Below are 21,544 nucleotides of genomic sequence, written 5' to 3'. Positions count from 1 at the left end.
TGTACGGTTTTTATATTTAAAATATTTTATGACATTTCTGCATGGGCATAATCTATATCAGTAAATTTGTTGTATTGTTTCATGAAGTGTAATTTCACAGTACCTGTCGGGCCGTTACGTTGCTTAGCGATGATAATTTCAATTTCACCATTATCATCATTAGTTTGTGGCTCAAAGCTTGAATCATCATCGTCATCCTCATCTTCGCCACGATTATAATAATCATCACGATATAAGAAGGCAACAATATCAGCATCTTGCTCGATAGATCCTGATTCACGGATGTCACTCATCATCGGACGTTTATCTTGTCGTTGTTCAACACCACGAGATAACTGACTCAGTGCGATGACAGGACATTCTAGCTCACGTGCAATAGCTTTAAGCGTACGTGAAATTTCAGATACTTCTTGTTGACGGTTATCTGAGAAACGTGAACCACTACCTTGAATTAATTGTAGATAGTCAATCACAATCATATCTAAACCATGCTCTTGTTTAAGTCGACGACATTTAGAACGTAAATCATTGATTCGTATACCTGGCGTATCATCAATAAATATTTTTGTTCGAGATAGTTTACCAACTGCAATCGTGAATCGGTTCCAATCCTCTTCGGTCATTGTACCGGTTCTTAATCGGTTTGAGTCAACGTTACCTGAACTACATATCATACGTGTTGCTAATTGGTCTGCACCCATCTCAAGAGAGAAGATACCTACTGTATATAAATCTTCATGTGTTGCTACCTTTTGGGCAATATTAAGTGCGAAGGCAGTCTTACCAACAGATGGTCGTGCAGCTAAAATGATTAAGTCGTTTCGGTTAAAACCTGCTGTCATTTGGTCTAAATCTCTATAACCTGTTGGAATACCCGGTGTTTGACCACTATTTTGATCGAGTTCCTCTGCAGTTTCATAAACTTGTCCTAACACGTCTCGAATATCTTTAAAACCATCGCTCTCACGTGTTGATGATAGCTCTAATATACGTCGTTCTGCATCACTCAAGATCGTATCTAATTCTAACTCATCATTGTATCCGTCATTGGCGATACTATCTGCAGTCTGAATCAACTTACGTTTAAGCGCATGCTTAAATACGATATCAGTATAATATTGAACGTTTCTTGTTGTAGGGACATTGGTAGATAATTCTGCAAGATATTGCGGGCCCCCCGCTTCACTCAAGCTTCCTTCAGTCGTTAATTGATCCATTAACGTCACTACATCAATTTCTTTATTATCTTCATTTAAGTGCATCATCGCACGGAAAATATGTTGATGGGCGCCTCTATAAAATGACTCAGGAAGTAACACTTCCTGAGTTGTATTAATTAATTCCGGATCAATAATAATGGCACCTAAGACAGATTGTTCGGCTTCATTGCTATGTGGCATTTGATTTTGCTCGTACATACTATCCATTATTGATTACACCTCTATTTTCAATCCATCTTTATTGTTCTACTGTATGCACACGAATAGTACCTTCAACTTCTTTATCTAATTTAACAGGTACGTTTGTATAACCTAATGTGTGGATACCTTGTGGTAAATCCATTTTACGTTTATCTAATTTAATGTCATGTTGATCTTTAAGGGCTTGGGCAATTTGTTTCGTACTTACTGAACCAAATAATTTACCGCCTTCACCTGTTTTAGCAGATACTTCAACTTCGATGTTAGCTAATTTTTCTTTTAATGCTTTAGCATCATCAATTTCTTGTTGTCTGTCTGCTTCAGCACGTTTATTTTGTTGTTCTAATTGTTTTAAGTTACCAGGTGTTGCTTCTACAGCATAATTATTTTTTAATAAGAAGTTATTTGCATAACCTACTGGCACATCTTTAACTTCGCCTTTTTTACCTTTACCTTTAACATCTTGTGTGAAAATTACTTTCATGCGTCTTCACTCCTACTCATTTGTTCTGTTATTGCTTGTTGTAATTGTACAATGGCGTCTTCCACTGAGACACCTTTTAATTGTGTCGCTGCATTCGTCAAGTGACCACCGCCACCTAGGGCTTCCATTGTTAATTGTACATTAACTGATCCTAATGAACGGGCTGAGATACCGACTAGGTTATCTTCACGTTTGGCAACGACATATGAAGCTTCTATACCTTCTAAACTTAACAACTCATCTGCTGCTTGTGCAACTGTAACAGGATGATAAATTTTATCATCTGAGCCATGTGCAATCGCAACACCGTTATCTTGTACTTCGACTGTTCTAATTAATTCAGAACGGTTAATATACGTATCCACATCATCCTTTAAGAAGTGTTGTGTAAGAATAGTATCGGCACCATGTGCTCGTAAATAACTTGCGGCATCGAACGTTCTTGAACCCGTACGTAATGTGAAGTTTCTTGTATCAACAATAATACCTGCATACATAACAGTAGATTCAAGACGTGTTAAACGCTGTTCAGTTGGTTGATATTCTAGCAACTCTGTGACAAGTTCGGCTGTTGAACTTGCATAAGGTTCCATATAAACCAGTAGTGGATTTGAGATAAAGCTTTCACCACGTCTATGATGGTCAATTACCACTTTACGATTTGCTTTGTTTAAGACATTTTCATCTAATACCATTTCTGGTTTATGCGTATCAACGACAACAACCGTTGTTTTAGATGTCATCATATCCCATGCATCGTCAGATGTAATAAATCGTTCTTTAAGTTCTGGTTTCTTATCAATTTCATCCATGACACGACGTAATGTTGGATCGATATCAGATTCATTCAACACAACATATGCTTCTAGATTATTCATTAAAGCGAATCTAGACACACCGATGGCTGCACCAATGGCATCTAAGTCAGGTCGTTTATGTCCCATTACGATGACTTTATCGCCTTCAGTTAAGATATCTTTTAATGCGTGTGAGATAACACGTGCTCTTACACGTGTACGTTTTTCCATAGGGTCAGTCTTACCACCGTAGAAACGTACGTTGCCGTTCATGTTTTTAATAGCGACTTGGTCACCACCACGACCTAGTGCTAAGTCTAGACCTGATTGTGATAATTCACCTAAGTCGATAAGATTTTCAGTACCTTCACCGACACCAATACTTAATGTCAATTGTGCTCGGTAACCAACACTTTTCTCACGTAACTGACTTAAAATATTGAAATTTGAGTCTTCGATTTCCGCTAAGATCTTTTGATTTAAATAGGCTACGAATTGGTCTGAATTATAACGTTTGAAATAAATATTATATTCTGATGCCCAACGACTAATCACACGTGTAACCATTGAGTTAATTTCAGAACGTTGTGTGTCATTCATGTTTTGCGTAATTTCATCGTAGTTATCTAAGAATAATGTTGCAATAATGGGTTTTGAATCTTCATATAATTGGTTCGTTTGCACTTCATCTGTAATATCGAAGAAGTATAAGCAATGTTCATTGCTTGAATAACGTACTCTATAATGATAATTTTCATGTTCAATCTCTACTTCTTGAACTTTCTCCAATTGCTTTAAGATATTTGGAAATATTTCGTTTACCGATTCTGAAATAACATTAGTTGTTAAATGTTCAGACATAAATTGGTTAACCCATTCAATATGGTCGTTCTCATCTAACACAATCATCCCGATCGGTAAGTGTTTAATCGCCTTATTACTACTTGTTGTAATATGACCACTTAAACCATCCACATAACTGTCCATTTTCATAAAAGCTTGTCTTAGCAAGAATCCACTAGCAATAATCATTACTAGTAATATTCCTGCAGCTATGCCTGCCACGATTTGGTTAAATATAAACCAAACGATGACTAATGCTATAGCAGTCAGTACCATTATAATAAATGGTATGAGCAAAGCTTTTTTAGTGGATTGACGGTTCATTCTTCCACCTCTCATCACTTTTTATTATTATTGTTCATTAGTTGTTTTAAATTGATACATAAATCGATGACACCTAATAACCCTACAATATGAGTCATTGGTGTTAATAATGTCCCTATAACCATTAATATGATAGTTACTACATTCGGTAGTCGCTTCGCTTTTCCGAAGAAATGTATCACGCTCATCCCTTGAATGTACATCACTAATGATAACACAACTTCAAAGTTTAATACGATACTCTGGAACGTACTTGGTTGGGTTGCAAACATTACACAAAGTAAATCAATAATATAGATTGTTAATAGTGTACGATTCATTTGCCAAGCGAATAGTGGTTTGAATATTGGCGTAGCTACTTTGAATTTGCGCAGGATTGGAAATGTTATGATCAGATTAATTAAAACGAAAAGAAAAACGATAATAATGAGATAACTAGGGAGTTGGACCGTCATTTGGCGGATACTTTCTTCAAGCATCTGTCTGTAATCAGCATCTGCTCCACTTGTTAATAACATGTTATGAACGGTTTCTTTAACAGGGTTAACTAATGCGGCTGCTCTTGGGATTTTATCAAATACTTGTAATAACATGAATCCTATCAATGTCATTAAACTTAGAGATACCGTTGTTACATATAAAATTCTTTCTTTTGTTGCTCTTTCCTTAAGTAATTGTCCAATGATTAAACTCGTTAAAATCACTAAAACCATTATACTTAAGACGAATGTATTACCTAATAATGTTGTAATTATAACTGTTACTAAGGCACTAATTCCAAATGACTGAATAGATTTGTTCCATAATACGACACCTGGGATTGTTGCAAATAAACATAAAATTAAGCCGAGAATAGGTAATACATGTGTTACTAAAGCGACTATCACTAATGCTAATGTACCTATAATAGTTGCTTTAGGTTGTATTTTTGAAAACACACACGCCACTCCCATACTTTTTTTGACTATAATTACCATTTTAACCTCTTTGAAAAAAATAAACAATAAAGTACTACTGGTATTTATGTCGGTCAATTCCAGCAGTACTTTAGAGAGAAATAATCTATAGTTTTTACAAATTTTTAATTAAAATTCATTACGATAAACCTTTTAAAAGCAAGCATAGTAATATGAAAATCAAATCATTATTAAAAGTAGAATTGGAAATATGGCAATTAAATTAATTAGATTAATAAAACTACTTTTTAAAACAAATTCTTTCTTAGTTAATAAATACATAATTAATGAAAATATAAGTAAAACACAACTAATAAATAGGAAATATCTACATATATCTAATCCCTTTTCAGATAGATTATTGAAGTTGAATATTATTAATGATGCTATAACTATATAATTCAATGCATTTAATATAATTATCAATTGTTTCATCTCATAGTCACCTATTTAATTTCTCGATTTGTATTCTCTTTATATACTATACTTTTAAAATCGATATTCAACCTTATAAAATTAACGTTAGAACATGGTTTTAGTCATTATCGTCGAATATGTTTCGCATTTAAAAAGTGATATAAATTAGGTGCCCAATCTTCAAAATTAAGTAAGAAACCATCGTGCCCCACATTATCTGGTACAAAAAAGTGTCGATGATATTTAAAACGTTGCCCTGTCGCTAATACTTGATCATCTGGATACAACAAATCATCTATGAATCCCATCGTTAATACCTTTGTGTCTAATGAGTTAAATACCTCATCAACATCATCTCTACCTCTATCAATATTATGACTATCTAAGACGTCCAGCAGTGTTAAATAACATGATAAATCAAATGATTCTTTGAACTTATTACCTTGATATTGTTGATAACTAACTACCTCTTCAGGCGTGAAGCGTTGCTCATAACTTTTAGAAGAACGATAAGTTAAAAATCCTAATTGTCGGGCAATACTTAAACCTTCTTTACCTCCGATATGAATCGCTTGTCTAGCAATCTCATTAAAGGCACAACTGTACGATGATGTTTTATCTGTAGCAGCAAGTATGACCGCTTTATCCACTTGGAATCGTCGGTTATAAAGTAATTCTAGTGCTTGCATACCTCCTAGACTACCACCGATTAAAATATCTATTTTATTAAATCCTAGTGCTTCTATCCCCTTCTCAAGTGCACGTACGATATCTCTTAATGTTAAATGATCTGGAAAATGTGGATCATTATGCTTTGAACTTGAACCAAATGGACTCCCTATCACGTTGAATGTTAAAAATTGATAATCATTAATAGGCATATATCCGCCATCAATAATTTCACGCCACCAACCTGGATGTTCATCTGTACCATATGTAAGATGATTGCCAGTTAGTGCATGGCAAACTAATGCTAATGGTTGTCCAGGATAACCTACATGTTCATATTTTAATTTTAAGTTTTGTATCGTTTCTCCAGACTCTGTCGTGAATTGGCCTAATTCTAATGTATCAACTGTATAATTCGACATATATGAATCCATCCTCCTTTAAATAAAAAAAGCTTCTTACTCTATGAAAAGTAAGAAGCGGTTCAGTACTTATCATTCGAGTGCTCGTTGGTTTTAGCACCGTACTCGTATTCTTTGTAGCCGGTTGCTGAAGCGTCTATGGGCCAAGTCCCTCAACTTCTCTGAATAAGATTTTATGATTAAGTTTTGAATAAATACATTAATTATCTAAATTTTCTAACTACTTGAATTTTAACTAACTCCATCACGAAATTCAATATGTAGACCTTGATTTCTATAGAAAGAATCTCAACAGAGCGATAAATGCAATACCACCTAAAATCGTCCAGGTTAGACTTCTCGTATAGATGGCTAATAATATAGTTGGTATTAATGCAATAATGAATGGCACATTGAGTGTATAGCCTACACTACCCTCATGTTGTTGAATCAAACCGTCCAAGACGAGCGCTGTAAAAAGTGTAATTGGAATAAAGGATAACCATCGAATCAAAACGTCAGGTAAATTCACTCGTGAAATCATCATAAATGGAATCACTCTAACTAAAATCGTAACAATACCACATAGAATAATAATGATTAACATATGTTGATCTGTCATCATCTGTCCATCACCACCCCTAATGTAGAAGCGACAACCGCAGATATAATAATCGCTACATATGAAGGCATAACAAAGCTTAACGTTAACATCATCACAATGACACATAGAATAAGCACAAGATAGATGTTGATCTTAGACTTTTTAACAGATTCAAATTGAGCAATACCTAAAAATACAAACATAGCCGTAATCGCAAAATCTAATCCTAACATCTCTGGATTCGAAATATATTTGCCGAATATAACATCAACTACACAAGAAAAGGTCCAAAACAAATATGCTGTAATGTTTAAACCATGCAACCAACGATCGTTAATTGGCTCACCTTTTAAATAAGGTGTGATGGCTACACCAAATGTTTCATCGGTCACTAAAGAACCAAGTCCAATTCGATTCCATAAACTATAAGACTTAAAATTAGGTGCTAACGTCATACTTAATAAAAACATACGTGAATTAACAATAAACGTTGTCAACACTATCGCTGTTATGGTGTTCCAGCTATGACTAACGCACATATAATAAATTGCGCCGCACCAGCATAAATAATTAAACAAAGTAATATAATTTCTAATAAACTAAACTTTTGAGATGCAGCAACAATACCGAATGAAATACCAACACCTGCATATCCTAATAATGTTGGAATACATTCTTTAACACCTTGTCTAAATGTGAGATGGGTCATCTTGCCTCCCCTTTCTAGTACCAAATGCATTTACGTTTAAATAATAAACTCAAGTCTAATATACAATGATGAAAACGGCAATCACTTTAGACGTCGGTATGTGTGACGTAAGACAACCCTCTGTTTAAAAACGTCTCAACTAAAGCGTTTATAATATGACAGAATTTTCCGTAAACAATTAGACGTCCCCTCTATTTTTGCATCTAAATTTTACTTAATGACCCTCCCCTACCCTCTTACTTTTGATTATTCGCATAAAAAATACGCGGCAATGATGGCTCTTCATTACCGCGCATTGTATAGCTATTTATTCGCTAACAATCTAAATTATTTAGTTGGCTTTTGAATATGAGTTTTACCACCCATGAATGGTACTAAGGCTTCAGGGATTGTTACTGTACCATCTTCATTTTGGTAGTTCTCAACGATTGCTGCGAATGTACGACCTACAGCTAAACCACTACCGTTTAACGTATGCGCTAATTCAGGTTTAGCTGCATTATCACGTTTGAAACGGATATTGGCACGTCGTGCTTGGAAGTCAGTACAGTTTGAACATGAACTGATTTCTTTGTAGTCGTTATAGCTTGGTAACCATACTTCTAAGTCGTATGTTTTACTAGCACTGAAACCAATGTCTCCAGTACATAAGATAACACGACGATATGGTAATCCTAATTCTTCTAAGATCGCTTCAGCGTTTGTAGTCATTTCTTCTAAAGCATCCCAAGAATCTTCAGGTTTTTCAAAGCGTACCATTTCAACTTTGTCGAATTGGTGTAAACGAATTAAACCTCTTGTATCTCTACCAGCTGAACCCGCTTCACTACGGAAACATGCAGATTGTCCAGTGAATTTTTCAGGTAAGACACCTGGTTGGATGATTTCACCACGATAGAAGTTTGTTAAAGGTACTTCAGCAGTTGGAATTGTATATAATCCTTCTTTTTCCACTTTAAATAAATCTTCTTCGAATTTAGGTAATTGACCAGTACCATACATTGTATCAGCGTTAACTAATTGAGGTACCATCATTTCAGTGTAACCATGTTGTGTTGTATGTTTCGTAATCATGTAGTTCATTAATGCACGTTCTAATTGTGCACCGTCTCTTGTTAGATAAACGAAACGTGCACCAGAAATTTTAGCGGCACGATCGAAGTCAGCCATTTTAAGATCTTCTACGATATCCCAGTGTGCTTTCGCTTCGAAATCAAATTCACGTGGTGTACCCCACTTTTTAACTTCGATATTTTCTTCATCTGAAGCACCTTGTGGCACATCGTCATTGATAAGGTTTGGAATACGACATAGAATGTCTGTCATTTTATTATCAATTTCATTTAATTGTGTATCATATTCTTTAATGTCATCACCTAATTGACGCATTTCAGCAATAACATCATCAGCATTTTCTTTATTACGTTTTTTCTGAGCGATTTCTTCACTTACTTTATTACGTTTCGCTTTCATCTCTTCTGTCTTGCTTATTAATGTACGACGCTTTTCATCTAATTCTAATACCTCATCGACTACTTTAGGGTCGTCTCCTCTTAATTCAATTTTGCTCTTAACTTTGTCTGGCTCTGTTCTAAAAAGTTTAATATCTAACATGAAACCTTCATCCTTTCCCATAAAAAATATATATTTAGCATGCCAACTATGTATATAAAAGCATACAAAAAGACCACGCCCCGACAAGGGACGTGGTCTACGCGTTGCCACCCTATTTAACAAACAAAGCAAACACTTAATAAAATGTTACTTCATTTGCACTTAACTAAAATAACGGTTATTCGCCGATTGCTCACTAAATGTAGGTAGATTCACATTAAAGTGGATTACTTGTTCTCACTAACCACAAGCTCTCTGAAATCCATCAATAATACTACTTGGCCTACGAACAATGTTTTATTAACTTACTCACAATATAGCAAAGTTTTTTGTAATTTTCAAGTTATTTTAAAATTCAATCATTTTCATTTTATGAATGTCTTAATGATACGCACTATCCTTTAAGTACTGTGCTACGGCTTCTATATCCTTATGGAATTGTCTATCTTGTTTGATAGATGGCACAATGTTTCTAAATTCGTCATATTTGTCTCGTGTTTTAGGTGATAGTTGATTAACCCCTTTTAACTCAACTGCTTGTAACGCAATAATACATTCAATCGCAATAACTCGTCGTGCATTTTCAATCATTTGATAACCATGTCTTGAAGCAATTGTACCCATAGATACATGATCTTCTTGGTTAGCTGAAGATGGTATAGAATCTACACTCGCTGGATGTGCAAGTGTTTTATTCTCAGATACTAGACTCGCTGCTGCATATTGCATAATCATCGCGCCACTTTGTAAACCAGGTTCTGGACTTAAGAATGCAGGTAGACCGTTATTCAATTGTGGATTCACGAGTCGTTCCACACGTCGTTCTGAAACATTCGCTAATTCACTGACACCTAATTTCAAATGATCAAGCGCAAAGGCGATGGGTTGTCCATGGAAGTTACCACCAGATATAACTGTTGTTTCACCATCTTCATCAAAGATAAGTGGATTATCATTTGAAGCATTCATTTCAAACTCTAACTTCTCTTTTACGTAGTTAAACACTTGATAACTAGCACCGTGGATTTGTGGAATACAACGTAAAGAGTAAGCATCTTGAACACGAATCTCAGCTTGTCTTGTTGTTAACTTTGAATCTTCTAACCAATCACGCATACGTGCTGCGACATCTACTTGTTCTTGACTGTTTCTAACTGCATGCACTCTATGATCATATGCATCAACAATACCATTTAACGCTTGATGCGTGAGCGCCGCAATCCACTCTGCTTGGTAACCTAGGTCTTCCGCTTCAATATAGTTAATGACCCCTTGAGCAGTCATAGCCTGTGTGCCGTTAATTAATGCTAATCCTTCTTTAGCTTGTAAATGTAATGGTGCTCTTCCTAATTCATTTAAGACATAACGACTATCAACTTCTTCGTTTTTAAAGTAAACAAGCCCTTCACCAATAAGTGCTAAAGCTAAATGAGATAATGGTGCTAAATCCCCTGATGCACCGAGTGAGCCTTGTTGAGGAATCACAGGTATAATACGCTCATTAATGAAATATTTGAGCTGATCGACCAATTCTAACGTTACACCTGAATTTCCTTTTAATAATGTATTAAGACGTAAAATCATCATCACGAGTGATACTTCTTCAGAAAATGGTTCGCCCATCCCACAAGCGTGTGAACGTATTAAATTAACTTGTAAGTCATTATATTGAGTCGAATCAATACGCACATCACTAAATAAACCAAACCCTGTAGTGATCCCATAAATGGTTTCTTTATCATTAATAATTCTTTCTACTACACTTCTACTTTTTTTAACTCTTTCTAATGCTTCCTCAGTGATTTCAATTTTTAAATCTTGGTGTAATAATTGTTTAATATCCTCAATCGTTAAAGCATCTCCATTTAAAAATAAAGTCATAGAAACAGCTCCCCTTTATGTAGAATTAAAACTTCCATTATCAAAAAGTATACGTTTTCATTTTTATATAAACAATACTTTTTACAATTTTTATAATACATTAACAATTTAATTATTTAATACACTAAAATATTGTCACTGTTATATTAGGTTTCTATATCGTTACATTTCTTAAATTTCTATTGACGAAAGTGTATTACAGGTATAGTATTCATAATTGTATTTAAAAGCACACGCATCGTTGTGACTTATATTCAATATAAAATGAATCATTGAACATAGACCGGTCAGTATAATAGAAATAGATAATCCGGTAAAAGGAGGTTTAGGTAGATGGAAACTTTAGATACTATTAATATCCCTAAAAGAAAAGAAGAGTCTCATAAAGGTGATTACGGTAAAATCCTATTAATTGGTGGATCTGCTAATTTAGGTGGTGCAATCATGTTAGCAGCACGTGCATGTGTATTTAGTGGTAGTGGTTTAATTACTGTAGCAACACACCCAACTAATCATGCTGCATTACATTCTCGATGCCCGGAAGCAATGGTTATCGATATTAACGATACAAAGATGCTTACTAAAATGATTGAAATGACAGACAGTATCTTAATTGGACCTGGACTTGGTGTAGACTTTAAAGGAAATAATGCCATTACTTTCTTATTGCAGAACATCCAACCTCATCAGAATTTAATAGTAGACGGTGATGCTATTACGATTTTTAGTAAACTTAAACCTCAACTGCCTTCATGTCGAGTAATTTTTACGCCACATCAAAAAGAGTGGGAACGTTTAAGTGGTATCCCTATTGAAGAACAAACATATGAGCGTAATCGTGAAGCGGTAGATCGTATTGGCGCGACAGTTGTTCTTAAAAAACATGGTACAGAGATTTACTTTAGAAACGAAGATTATAAACTATCTATCGGTAGCCCAGCTATGGCAACTGGTGGTATGGGTGATACTTTAGCAGGTATGATTACTAGCTTCGTAGGTCAATTTGATAGTATTAAAGAAGCGGTAATGAGCGCCACATATACACATAGTTATATCGGAGAAAAGCTTTCTGAAACGATGTATGTCGTACCTCCATCACGTTTAATCAATGAAATTCCATTCGCAATGAAACAATTAGAAGAATAGCTTATATAGGGAATATGGTCACATTTAACAGTCGCCATATCCCTTTTTATTAGATAAAAATAAGACTCCCCTGGTGATAGGGGAGTCTTATTTTTTACTTTATATTATTGTTTATTCATCTTCATTATTGTCTGAATCATTTTCGATATCTTCATTTACGCGATCCATAAAGTCTTGTCTTACATCGATTCGTTCATCGCCATCTTGATTGTCTTCTGAACCTTGTTCTTCATCAGTAACTTCAGTTTGAATCGCTTTGCCTGGTGCGCCACCTTCAATAACTTCTTCGCTATTAGACTCACCTTGAGCATTATCACTTTCAATATCTGATTCTGCTTCATCAGCGTCATCTTCTTGTTTTACTTTAGCTACTGTTGAAACAAATTGGTCATCACCTAGACGCATAAGTCGAACACCTTGTGCAGAACGACCATTTTGTGAGATGTCATGTACATCTAGACGTATAATCACACCTGCATTCGTTACAACCATTAAGTCTTCTTCACCTGTAACAGTTGTAATACATACGATGTTACCATTACGTTCTGTAATCGTTGCCGTCTTAATACCTTTACCGCCACGATTTGATAATCGGTAATCAGCAACTGGTGTACGTTTACCGTATCCATTTTCAGTAACAACTAATACTTCATCTTCACTATTCGCATGTGCGACGTCTAAACCGACTACTTCATCACCTTCACGTAATGTGATACCTTTCACACCTGCTGCTGTACGGCCAAGTGGACGTAATGCTTTTTCAGAGAATCTAATCAATGAAGCATGTGCAGTACCAATAAGGATATCTTCTTCACCATCGGTTAGTCTAACTGCAATTAACTCATCATCTTCTTTAAAGTTAATCGCAATTTTACCATTCTTATTAATTCGAGAGAAGTTACTTAATGATGATCGTTTAACGATACCTTTACGTGTTGCAAATACTAGGTAATCGTCTTCACTTTCAAGGTCTTTAACAGCAATCATTGTGCTAATACTTTCATCATTTTCAAGTTCAATCGCATTAACAATTGGGATACCTTTGGATTGACGAGATAATTCTGGTACTTCGTAACCTTTAAGTTTGTATACGCGACCTTTATTCGTAAAGAATAAAACGTTGTCGTGTGTACTTAAAGTAACTAATTGACTCACAAAGTCTTCTTCTAATGTATTCATACCTTGTACACCACGACCACCACGGTTTTGTGCACGATATGTAGATACTGGAAGACGTTTAATATAATTGTTATGACTTAATGTAATTACAATTTGTTCTTCTGGGATTAAATCTTCATCTTCTAAATCATCTAATCCGCCAAGTTGAATTTCTGTACGACGTTCGTCGCCATAACGTTCTTTAATTTCCGTTAATTCATCACGAACTAATTGTAGTAATACTTCTTCATCCGCTAAAATCGCTTCTAATTCATCAATATAAGCTAATAATTCGTTATATTCTGATTCAATTTTGTCTCTTTCTAAACCAGTTAAACGTCTTAAACGCATATCTAAGATAGCTTGTGCTTGTCTTTCAGATAACTTGAAGCGTTCTTGTAAGCTTTCCATTGCCACTTTATCTGTTTCAGATTCACGAATCGTACTAATGATTTCATCAATATGATCAAGTGCAATTCTTAAACCTTCTAAGATGTGGGCACGGTCTTTTGCTTTTCTTAAATTGTATTCTGTACGTCTACGTACAACCGTTTTTTGGTGTTCTAAGTAATGGACTAATGCTTCTTTAAGATTAATTAACTTAGGTCTGCCATTGACTAAGGCAATCATATTTACACCAAATGATGTTTGTAATGGTGTTTGTTTATATAAGTTATTTAAGATAACACTTGCGTTAGCATCCTTACGAATATCAATAACAACTCTTACACCCGTACGTAAACTTGTTTCATCACGTAAGTCAGTAATACCATCAATTTTTTTATCACGTACAAGTTCAGCAATTTTTTCAATCATACGTGCTTTGTTAACTTGGAATGGAATTTCTGTAACAACAATACGTTGACGACCACCGCCACGTTCTTCTATTTCAGCACGTGAGCGCATTTGTACAGAACCTCTACCTGTTTCATAAGCACGTCTAATACCACTTTTACCTAAGATAAGACCAGCAGTTGGAAAATCTGGACCTTGAATATCTTCCATTAATTCACTGATTGAGATGTCTGGATTCTTACTTAAACTAAGCACACCATCAATCACCTCTGTCAAATTATGAGGTGGTATGTTAGTCGCCATACCTACGGCGATACCTGCCGCACCATTAACTAATAAGTTAGGGAAACGTGCAGGTAAGACTGCCGGCTCTCTTTCATTACCATCATAGTTATCGATAAAATCAATTGTATCTTTATTGATATCACGTAGTAATTCTAGCGTAATTTTAGTCATACGCGCTTCGGTATAACGCATGGCAGCTGCGCCATCACCATCCATGGAACCAAAGTTACCTTGTCCATCCACAAGTGGATAACGATAACTGAATTCTTGTGCCATTCTTACCATAGCCTCGTAAATAGATGAGTCACCATGTGGGTGATATTTACCCATAACATCCCCAACGATACGTGCGGATTTTTTATATGGCTTATCTGGAGTCATACCTTGCTCATTTAATCCATACAGTATACGACGATGTACTGGTTTCAATCCATCTCTGACGTCTGGTAATGCACGAGAAACGATAACACTCATTGCATAGTCTAGGAATGATTCGCGCATTTCATTGGTTATATTTCGTTCATTAATTCTTGATTGAGGTAATTCAGCCATCAAGAGATCCTCCTTCAAAAGTTCAGTTCATAGTGCTTAGAAATCTAGGTTGGCATAGACCGCGTTATCTTCAATAAATTGTCTACGGTTTTCAACAACATCACCCATTAACATTTCAAATGTTTGGTCGGCATCAATTGCATCTTCTAATGTTACTTGTAACATTGAACGGTGTTCAGGATTCATCGTTGTTTCCCATAATTGATCGGCATTCATTTCACCAAGACCTTTATAACGGGCAATAGACCATTTAGGTGTTGGATTTAATTCTGCTTTTAATTTATCTAATTCTCTATCGTTGAAGACATAGTATTTTTGTTTACCTTGCGTTAATTTGTATAACGGTGGTTGGGCAATATATACATATCCCGCTTCAATTAGCGGTCTCATGAAACGATAGAAGAATGTTAATAATAATGTTCTAATATGAGCACCATCAACATCGGCATCTGTCATAATTACAATTTTATGATATCGTGCTTTACTAATATCAAATTCTCCGCCAATACCAGTACCAAATGCTGTGATCATAGAACGAATTTCATTGTTATTTAAAATACGATCTAGACGTGCTTTTTCAACATTAAGAATCTTACCTCTCAATGGTAAAATTGCCTGTGTACTTGAGTCACGGCCTGATTTAGTAGACCCACCGGCAGAGTCCCCTTCGACTAAGAATATTTCACTTTCTTCAGGGTTTTTACTAGAGCAGTCAGCAAGTTTACCAGGTAAACTTGAAATCTCTAATGCTGATTTACGACGTGTCACTTCACGTGCTTTCTTTGCAGCTACACGTGCGCGAGATGCCATAATACCTTTTTCAACAATAATTCTACCAACGCTAGGGTTTTCATATAAGAAACGTTCAAAGTGTTCAGAGAATAATTTATCTACAACTTGTCGTACTTCAGAGTTTCCTAATTTTGTTTTCGTTTGACCTTCGAATTGAGGATCACCATGTTTGATAGAAATAATAGCTGTTAAACCTTCACGTGTATCTTCACCTGAAAGTCTATCTTTATCTTCTTTGATTATTTTACTGTTCATACCATAACTATTTAACACACGCGTTAACGCACGTTTAAAGCCATCTTCATGCGTACCACCTTCATACGTGTGGATATTGTTGGCATATGTTAATAAATTCGTTGAATAGCCTTTATTATATTGGATCGCAATTTCAACTTCGATATCATCTTTAGATTGGTGAATGTAAATAGGTTCGCCATGGATAGGTTCTTTATTTTCATTCAACATTTCTACATAAGACTTAATCCCACCCTCATAGTGATAAGAATCTTGTCTGATATCATCTTCGTCTCGCTCATCAGTTAAAGTGATTTGAATACCTTTGTTCAAGAATGCTAACTCACGAATACGTTGTTGTAATGTTTCATAGTTGTAAACTGTTGTTTCGGTAAAGATACTGCTATCTGCTTTAAAACGTATTGCTGTACCCGTCTTATCTGTGCTACCAATTTCTTTTAAGTCAAATTGAGGTACACCTTTTTTATAGGCTTGGTGATAAATCGTATTGTTACGGTGTACGTATACTTCTAAATCTTCTGATAGGGCGTTAACAACAGATGAACCTACACCATGTAGACCACCTGATACTTTGTATCCGCCGCCACCGAATTTACCTCCGGCGTGAAGTACAGTTAAAATAACCTCAACTGCTGGACGTCCCATTTTTTCTTGAATATCTACTGGGATACCACGACCATTGTCAGTAACTTTAATCCAATTATCTTTTTCAATTGTTACGTTAATTTCGTCAGCATAGCCTGCTAATGCTTCGTCAATACTATTATCCACAATTTCCCATACTAAATGGTGCAAGCCTCTTTCTGAAGTTGAACCGATATACATACCAGGTCGTTTACGGACCGCTTCTAGTCCTTCTAATACTTGTATCTGCCCAGCACCATAATTATCTGTGTTGTTTACATCTGACAATGTATTCACCATCACTTTCTGTTACTTTATAATTTCACCTTGATTTATACGGTATAACTTAGCATTATTCATAATTTCATGATCAATACCGTCTACGGATGTCGTAGTTACAAATGTCTGTACTTTATGTTGAATTGTACTCAATAAGTGCGTTTGACGTGAGTCATCTAATTCACTCAACACATCATCTAGTAATAAAATTGGATATTCTCCAACTTCTATATTCATTAGTTCAATTTCAGCTAACTTAATCGACAATGCGGTTGTTCTCTGTTGACCTTGTGAACCATAAGTTTGCGCATCCATGCCGTTAACGTTAAAACCTAAGTCGTCACGATGTGGTCCAAAGAGACACACACCACGGTCTTTTTCTCTTTGAAGATTGTCATTAAGTAATGTCAGAATCTCTTCTAACATTTCTGATTCTGATTGATCCTGATGACTGAATTTCAAACTTGGTAAATACTTAAGCGCCAATGCTTCACGCTCATTCGTAATGCCTGCATGAATAGGTTGAGCTAATTGTTCTAGTTCTTTAATAAAATGTTCACGACGCAACGTCACCTTTAACGCATATTCAGCAAATTGTTGATTTAAGACTTCCAGCATAGTGGTGTCAGTCTTATTACCAATTTGTAGCTGTTTTAGGTAGTTATTCTTTTGTTTTAAAATACGTTGATATTGAGAAAGGTCGTTCAAATAGACAGCTGATATTTGTCCTAACTCCATGTCTATAAAACGACGGCGTATTAGAGGTGATCCTTTCACGATATTCAAATCTTCCGGCGCAAAAAGAACCACGTTTAGATGTCCGATATATTGTGTTAGCCTACTTTGCTCTAGGTGATTGACCTTCACTTGCTTACCTCTTTTAGTAATGAACATCGTCAGTGGCATTGTGCCATGTCTATAGTTTAGCTCACCTTCTATTTTAGCATACTCAGAATCAAAACGTATGAGTTCCTTATCATTAGAAGTTCTGTGGCTTTTTGCCAAAGCTAAAGTGTAAATTGATTCAAGGAGATTCGTCTTTCCTTGTGCATTCTCACCTATGAGAATATTCACTTCAGGATGACAATCGATTGTAACCTGTTCATAGTTACGATAGTTTTCCAATTGGAGTGTATTTAATTTCATTGTTCACCTTGGTGAATGATTAAAAAAGCACCCGTATCTTCAGGCAATTCAGGTATATCGATACGATCATGGTGTTCTAATTTTTTGCCACGTCTAACTTCACGTTGACCATTAATTAAAACCTCGAAATCTTGTAGGAACCATTTCGCTTGGCCACCTGATTCAATAATACCTTCTGTTTTCAGAAATTGACCTAAAGTAATGTCACCTTCTACAACAACTTCTTGAATCAAATTCATCACTCCATTTCTTTTTATGTCATTAATATATTATACCTGTTTTGCGCTCAAATTTCATGTGAAACAAAGAATGTAAACGTTTACTTATAGTGATAATTTCTCTATTTTAAATTTCAATGCTATTTTACTTACGTTTTTGGAGTTGTATTAACGTCATTTTAATTTTAAAGGGCATATTAGCTTATTTTTCTATAAAACGATGAATTCCTCCTAAAAATAATTTCTTACGCTTAAACAAAGGTTCACACACTTTAAAATGAACTTTAAATAAAAAATAGCTGAGACATTTTATCTTGTCTCAGCTATTATTCGTTTTCGCTTTTTAAGTCATGATTAGTACGTACGGATTGGCAAGATTAATTGAGTAACTGAATCATCGTCTTTAGGTTTTAAAATGAACGGTTTCATCGTACCAAAGAATTCGACTTCGACTTCGTCATTATCAATCGCTTTTAATGCATCCATCATATATTTTGAGTTGAATGAAATTTTAAGATTGCCGCCTTCTACATCAGTTGCTGTTACTTCTTCTTTTACAGTACCAATCTCAGGAGATGTTGATGATAGTTCAACAACTTCATTACCAGTGCTTAATTTGATGACATTATTACCGCCTTCTCTAGCCAATAATGATGCACGATCAATCGCATGGTAAAACTCACCATTGTTAATTCCTAATTTGATTTCATAATTCTCAGGGAATAAACGCGTTGTATCTGGATAATGACCTTCTAATAAACGAGAAATGAAATTAACATGACCTACTCTAAATAATACTTGGTTAGATGCGAAGAAAATATCAATATCTTCATCACTATCGCTCATAATTTTATTTAATTCAGATAAAGCTTTACCAGGAATGATGACATTTTTATTTTCAGATGTATCTTCTAATTTTAACTTTCTTACAGCCAAGCGGTGTGAGTCAGTTGCTGTGCATATTAATTCATTATCTTGTATAAGCCAATTCACACCAGTTAATACTGGGCGTGTTTCTGAGGTGGACACTGCAAAATTAGTTTGTGCAATGATGTTTTTTAATACTTTTACAGATAATTGAATAGCGTCATCTCTTGATACTTCTGGTAATAGTGGATATTGATCTGGATCTAAACCACTTAAGTTGAATTCAGAATGACCAGATGTAATGAGTGTTTGGAATTGCTCATTAGTAGATAATTTAACATCTTTACCTGGCAATTTTTTAATAATATCAACGAAGAAACGACCAGGAAGTACAACTGATCCTGTTTCTGAGATATCAACAATATCTTCACCATCTATTTGTTTTGGTATTGAGATTTCAATTGAGATTTCAGAATCTGATCCAGTTAAAATGACTTCATTTTCTTTAGCGTCAATTTTAATACCAGTAAGAATTGGTAAAGTTGTTCTAGGTGAAATAGCTTTTAATGTATCGTTTAGTTGATTAATAAAATAATCTCTTTTAATAGTGAATTCCATCATTAAAATTTAAACTCCTTCCAGTCGTTTATATATAATTATATAGGTTTTAAATTCATAGTAATAGTAGTAGGGCCTGTGAATTAGTGGATAAGTGACAATAAGTCTGGCATATCAGAGTTATGCACATGTGGATAAAGTGTGTATACTGTGTACACCTTTTCAACATTGTCCACAATCCACAACTTGATTATCTTTTCTAGAATAATAAAACGACAACAAAATGACATGCGCTTTTCGATGTGATTATTCCCTTTTATAATCAAATTTAATCTTCAATTCGAACTGTACTATAACAGTTTAATTTTTTAAATTATTTCCCAACTATTGGTTTCTGATTTCTTTTTCTAAATTTTCCACTTCTTGTTTAAAAGTAGGATCTGCTTTAATATCATTTACAATTTTTTCGTGAGCATGAATGACGGTTGTATGATCACGTCCACCAAACTCTTCACCAATTTTAGGTAATGAAAAATCTGTAAGTTCACGTGAAAGATACATCGCTATTTGTCGTGGATAGGCAATAGATTTTGTACGCTTTTTGGCACTAAAGTCCTCTATGCGAACATTGTAGTATTGTCCAACGACTTTTTGTATATCTTGAATAGTAATCTTTTTAGATTTAGGTGCTTGTATAATATCTTTTAAAGCTTCCGCAGCTAATTCAGTCGTGATAGGTTTACCTTGTAATTGTGAATATGCTAGTAAACGTGTTAAAGCACCTTCAAGTTCACGAATATTGGATTGAATTTGATTTGCAATGTAGTTTAATGATTCCATTGGTATATCTAAATTCTCTTCTTCAATCTTTTTCTGTAAAATAGCCATTCTTGTTTCATAATCTGGTGGTGTAATATCCACGATTAAGCCCCATTCAAAGCGAGAACGGAGTCGATCTGACAATTTAGAGATCTCTTTTGGTGGACGGTCACTAGAAATAACAATTTGTTTATTATTGTTATGCAGTTCATTAAAAGTATGGAAGAATTCTTCTTGTGTTTGTTCCTTATTTTGAATGAACTGTATATCATCGATTAGTAAAACGTCGATATTACGGTATTTCTCTCTAAATGCATCACCTTGGTTATCACGAATTGACTTAATAAATTCGTTTGTAAACTTTTCACTAGATGTATAAATCACATTAGCATTAGGATTATTATCCAAAACATGATGTCCAATGGCATGCATTAGATGGGTTTTTCCTAATCCAACTCCACCATAAATAAATAATGGATTGTATGCTTCGGCTGGTGCTTCTGCTACTGCTAAACTCGCAGCATGTGGAAAACGGTTGCCTGGTCCGATTACAAATGTGTCAAATGTATTGTGTGTATTAAATTGTTCAATACCACCTGGATTATCGACATTCTGATGTTGATGCGTTTCTGGAGTTGCAGGTTCTTCAGGTTGTTTTTGATCGGTCTTCATATATTTTGACAGTTCTTCTTCAGTTATAAAACGAGGTTTGACTTCATAACCAATCACTTCATATATGATGCTTTGCATAATCTCACTATATTTTTGATTGAGCCAATTCGCATTGAAAGATTCACTGACTAATACGATGGCTTTATCATTTTGGAGTGAATAGAGTTGCGTATCTTTTACGAAAGTATCAAAACTAATTTTTGAAATTCGTTCTTTGGCGAGGTCTAATACTTTTTCCCAAATTTCTTTTTCAGACAT

At 34.9% G+C, this 21,544-nt stretch carries 17 protein-coding genes, 1 riboswitch and 1 other annotated feature; of the genes, 1 reads left to right on the top strand and 16 read right to left on the bottom strand.

The window, feature by feature from the left end; all coding sequences use genetic code 11:
- Positions 1–26: 26 nt before the first annotated feature.
- From dnaB to hutH, 10 genes are all read right to left on the bottom strand, one after another.
- Positions 27–1,427 carry a replicative DNA helicase gene (dnaB, locus tag JX000_RS00080; protein WP_002451563.1) on the bottom strand — a complete coding sequence of 467 codons (1,401 nt, stop codon included), beginning with the start codon at positions 1,425–1,427 and terminating at the stop codon, positions 27–29.
- Positions 1,428–1,458: 31 nt separating this feature from the next.
- On the bottom strand, positions 1,459–1,905 hold the full coding sequence (rplI, locus tag JX000_RS00075; protein WP_002466410.1) for a 50S ribosomal protein L9: 447 nt from the start codon (positions 1,903–1,905) through the stop codon (positions 1,459–1,461).
- Positions 1,902–3,869 (bottom strand): DHH family phosphoesterase, encoded by a 1,968-nt coding sequence (locus JX000_RS00070; RefSeq protein WP_002451561.1) that lies wholly within the window; start codon positions 3,867–3,869, stop codon positions 1,902–1,904. The genes rplI and JX000_RS00070 overlap by 4 nt, the downstream gene beginning before the upstream one ends.
- Before the next feature lie 14 nt (positions 3,870–3,883).
- Positions 3,884–4,822 carry a YybS family protein gene (locus JX000_RS00065; RefSeq protein ID WP_100066980.1) on the bottom strand — a complete coding sequence of 313 codons (939 nt, stop codon included), beginning with the start codon at positions 4,820–4,822 and terminating at the stop codon, positions 3,884–3,886.
- 545 nt (positions 4,823–5,367) lie between these two features.
- Positions 5,368–6,333, bottom strand: coding sequence for a homoserine O-acetyltransferase MetX (gene metX / locus JX000_RS00060; RefSeq protein ID WP_145506195.1), 966 nt, complete (start codon positions 6,331–6,333; stop codon positions 5,368–5,370).
- A gap of 66 nt (positions 6,334–6,399) precedes the next feature.
- Positions 6,400–6,505: riboswitch (SAM riboswitch) on the bottom strand.
- Between the two features lie 102 nt (positions 6,506–6,607).
- Positions 6,608–6,937, bottom strand: coding sequence for an AzlD domain-containing protein (locus JX000_RS00055; protein ID WP_002451558.1), 330 nt, complete (start codon positions 6,935–6,937; stop codon positions 6,608–6,610).
- Positions 6,934–7,455 carry an AzlC family ABC transporter permease gene (locus tag JX000_RS00050; RefSeq protein ID WP_261369363.1) on the bottom strand — a complete coding sequence of 174 codons (522 nt, stop codon included), beginning with the start codon at positions 7,453–7,455 and terminating at the stop codon, positions 6,934–6,936. Before JX000_RS00050 ends, JX000_RS00055 begins: the two co-directional genes overlap by 4 nt.
- Positions 7,425–7,625 carry an AzlC family ABC transporter permease gene (locus tag JX000_RS12215; RefSeq protein WP_261369362.1) on the bottom strand — a complete coding sequence of 67 codons (201 nt, stop codon included), beginning with the start codon at positions 7,623–7,625 and terminating at the stop codon, positions 7,425–7,427. Before JX000_RS12215 ends, JX000_RS00050 begins: the two co-directional genes overlap by 31 nt.
- A 327-nt stretch (positions 7,626–7,952) precedes the next feature.
- Positions 7,953–9,239, bottom strand: a complete 1,287-nt coding sequence (serS, locus tag JX000_RS00045; protein WP_107532863.1) for a serine--tRNA ligase — start codon at positions 9,237–9,239, stop codon at positions 7,953–7,955.
- A gap of 83 nt (positions 9,240–9,322) precedes the next feature.
- Positions 9,323–9,537, bottom strand: a binding site (T-box leader).
- A gap of 83 nt (positions 9,538–9,620) precedes the next feature.
- Positions 9,621–11,120 (bottom strand): histidine ammonia-lyase, encoded by a 1,500-nt coding sequence (gene hutH, locus JX000_RS00040; protein WP_075777917.1) that lies wholly within the window; start codon positions 11,118–11,120, stop codon positions 9,621–9,623.
- Between the two features lie 333 nt (positions 11,121–11,453).
- On the opposite strand from hutH, the gene JX000_RS00035 reads away from it, so the two are divergent.
- Positions 11,454–12,266, top strand: coding sequence for an NAD(P)H-hydrate dehydratase (locus tag JX000_RS00035; protein WP_047210591.1), 813 nt, complete (start codon positions 11,454–11,456; stop codon positions 12,264–12,266).
- 111 nt (positions 12,267–12,377) lie between these two features.
- Here the strand turns inward: JX000_RS00035 and gyrA are convergent, their stop codons facing one another.
- The 6 genes from gyrA to dnaA form a co-directional block, all read right to left on the bottom strand.
- A complete protein-coding gene (gene gyrA / locus JX000_RS00030) occupies positions 12,378–15,056 on the bottom strand; it encodes a DNA gyrase subunit A (RefSeq protein ID WP_075777915.1) in 2,679 nt (892 codons plus the stop codon).
- A 36-nt stretch (positions 15,057–15,092) separates the two neighbouring features.
- Positions 15,093–17,027, bottom strand: coding sequence for a DNA topoisomerase (ATP-hydrolyzing) subunit B (gene gyrB, locus JX000_RS00025; RefSeq protein ID WP_145506192.1), 1,935 nt, complete (start codon positions 17,025–17,027; stop codon positions 15,093–15,095).
- A gap of 9 nt (positions 17,028–17,036) precedes the next feature.
- On the bottom strand, positions 17,037–18,152 hold the full coding sequence (recF, locus tag JX000_RS00020; RefSeq protein ID WP_049424843.1) for a DNA replication/repair protein RecF: 1,116 nt from the start codon (positions 18,150–18,152) through the stop codon (positions 17,037–17,039).
- Positions 18,149–18,394: a S4 domain-containing protein YaaA gene (gene yaaA / locus JX000_RS00015; protein WP_015364547.1), complete on the bottom strand. Its 246-nt coding sequence runs from the start codon at positions 18,392–18,394 to the stop codon at positions 18,149–18,151. Before yaaA ends, recF begins: the two co-directional genes overlap by 4 nt.
- A gap of 330 nt (positions 18,395–18,724) precedes the next feature.
- Positions 18,725–19,858: a DNA polymerase III subunit beta gene (dnaN, locus tag JX000_RS00010; RefSeq protein ID WP_002451549.1), complete on the bottom strand. Its 1,134-nt coding sequence runs from the start codon at positions 19,856–19,858 to the stop codon at positions 18,725–18,727.
- Positions 19,859–20,179: 321 nt separating this feature from the next.
- Complete coding sequence (dnaA, locus tag JX000_RS00005) at positions 20,180–21,544, bottom strand: chromosomal replication initiator protein DnaA (protein WP_002466368.1); 1,365 nt, start codon at positions 21,542–21,544, stop codon at positions 20,180–20,182.

The organism is Staphylococcus sp. SB1-57 (assembly GCF_017086425.1).
GTDB classification, from domain to species: Bacteria; Bacillota; Bacilli; order Staphylococcales; family Staphylococcaceae; genus Staphylococcus; species Staphylococcus warneri_A.
Note: the sequence above shows the minus strand (reverse complement) of the source record. Positions and strands in the feature narration are given on the sequence as shown.